This window comes from Microbispora siamensis (genome assembly GCF_016863095.1).
Lineage (GTDB): Bacteria > Actinomycetota > Actinomycetes > Streptosporangiales > Streptosporangiaceae > Microbispora > Microbispora siamensis.
In genome coordinates this window covers 1-2,438 of the sequence record NZ_BOOF01000109.1, presented here as the reverse complement: position 1 = coordinate 2,438, position 2,438 = coordinate 1, and the positions used below count along the sequence as shown (strand labels likewise).

Annotated in this window: 1 protein-coding gene; it reads left to right on the top strand. The window is 66.1% G+C overall.

All coding sequences use genetic code 11. From position 1 onward, the window contains the following. Positions 1 to 2 precede the first annotated feature (2 nt). On the top strand, positions 3 to 2,438 hold a 2,436-nt coding region (locus Msi02_RS42660), incomplete at its 3' end, for an ATP-dependent Clp protease ATP-binding subunit (RefSeq protein ID WP_204053395.1).

The window sequence follows — 2,438 nt, the reverse complement described above, 5'->3', positions numbered from 1 at the left end:
AGATGTTCGAGAGGTTCACCGACCGTGCGCGGCGGGTTGTCGTCCTGGCCCAGGAAGAGGCTCGGATGCTCAACCACAACTACATCGGTACTGAGCACATTCTTCTTGGCTTGATCCATGAGGGTGAGGGTGTGGCGGCCAAGGCTCTGGAGAGCCTTGGAATCAGTCTCGAGGGGGTGCGCCAGCAGGTCGAGGAGATCATCGGCCAGGGGCAGTCGGCGCCGTCGGGACACATCCCCTTCACGCCGCGGGCCAAGAAGGTTCTTGAGCTGTCGCTGCGCGAGGCGTTGCAGCTCGGGCACAACTACATCGGCACCGAGCACATTCTTCTGGGGTTGATCCGGGAGGGTGAGGGTGTCGCGGCGCAGGTGCTGGTGAAGCTGGGCGCCGATCTGAACAGGGTGCGTCAGCAGGTCATCCAGTTGCTGCACGGTTATCAGGGCAAGGAGCCGGCGGCGGCGGGCGGGCCGCAGGAGTCGGCGCCGTCGACCTCGCTTGTGCTGGACCAGTTCGGGCGCAACCTGACGCAGGCCGCGCGGGAGGGCAAGCTCGACCCGGTGATCGGCCGGGACAAGGAGATCGAGCGGGTCATGCAGGTGCTGTCCCGCCGGACGAAGAACAACCCGGTTTTGGTGGGTGAGCCCGGTGTGGGCAAGACCGCCGTGGTGGAGGGGCTGTCGCAGAAGATCGTCAAGGGTGAGGTGCCCGAGACGCTGAAGGACAAGCAGCTCTACACCCTGGACCTGGGTGCGCTGGTGGCCGGTTCCCGTTACCGCGGTGACTTCGAAGAGCGCCTGAAGAAGGTCGTCAAGGAGATCCGCACCCGCGGCGACATCATTCTGTTCATCGACGAGCTGCACACGCTGGTCGGGGCGGGCGCCGCGGAGGGCGCCATCGACGCCGCGAGCATTCTGAAGCCCCCTCTCGCGAGGGGCGAGTTGCAGACGATCGGTGCGACGACCCTGGACGAGTACCGCAAGCACGTCGAGAAGGATGCGGCTCTGGAGCGGCGGTTCCAGCCGATCCAGGTGGCCGAGCCGTCGCTGTCGCACACGATTGAGATCCTGAAGGGTCTGCGGGACCGTTACGAGGCGCACCACCGGGTGTCGATCACCGACGGGGCGCTGGTGGCGGCCGCCACGCTGGCCGACCGGTACATCAGTGACCGGTTCCTGCCGGACAAGGCGATCGACCTGATCGACGAGGCCGGGTCGCGGATGCGGATTCGCCGGATGACGGCGCCGCCGGACCTGCGCGAGTACGACGAGAAGATCGCGAACGTGCGGCGGGAGAAGGAGTCCGCGATCGACGCGCAGGACTTCGAGAAGGCCGCGGCGCTGCGTGATCAGGAAAAGCAGCTGCAGCTCAAGCGGGAGCGGCGGGAGAAGGAGTGGAAGGCCGGCGACATGGACGTCGTGGCCGAGGTGACCGAGGAGCTCATCGCCGAGGTCCTCGCCATCGCCACCGGTATCCCGGTGTTCAAGCTGACCGAGGAGGAGTCGCAGCGGCTGCTGCGGATGGAAGACGAGCTGCACAAGCGGATCATCGGTCAGGACGACGCGATCAAGGGGCTGTCCCGCTCGATCCGCCGTACGCGTGCCGGGTTGAAGGACCCGCGTCGTCCGGGTGGGTCGTTCATCTTCGCCGGCCCGTCGGGTGTCGGTAAGACCGAGCTGTCCAAGGCGCTGGCGGAGTTCCTGTTCGGCGACGAAGACGCGCTGATCATGCTGGACATGTCCGAGTTCATGGAGAAGCACACCGTCTCGCGGCTGTTCGGCTCCCCGCCCGGTTACGTCGGGTACGAAGAGGGCGGTCAGCTGACCGAGAAGGTGCGGCGCAAGCCGTTCTCCGTGGTGCTGTTCGACGAGATCGAGAAGGCGCACGCGGACATCTTCAACTCGCTGCTGCAGATCCTGGAGGACGGTCGCCTGACCGACGCCCAGGGCCGGGTGGTGGACTTCAAGAACACCGTCATCATCATGACGACCAACCTCGGCACCCGCGACATCTCGAAGGCCGTGGGACTGGGCTTCGCGAAGGCCAACGACGAGGAGAGCACCTACGAGCGGATGAAGGTCAAGGTGCAGGAGGAGCTCAAGCAGCACTTCCGGCCGGAGTTCCTCAACCGCGTCGACGACATCGTGGTCTTCCACCAGCTCACGCCCAAGGAGATCATCCAGATCGTGGACCTGATGCTCGCCCAGGTGGCCGAGCGCCTGAAGGACCGCGACATGGGCCTGGAGCTGACCCCGGCCGCCAAGCAGCTGCTGGCCGACCGCGGGTACGACCCGGTGATGGGCGCCCGTCCGCTGCGCCGGACCATCCAGCGGGAGCTGGAGGACACGCTGTCGGAGAAGATCCTCTACGGCGAGCTGCGGCCCGGCCAGGTCGTCAAGATCGACGTCGAGGGCGAAGGCGACGCCGCGAAGTTCACCTTC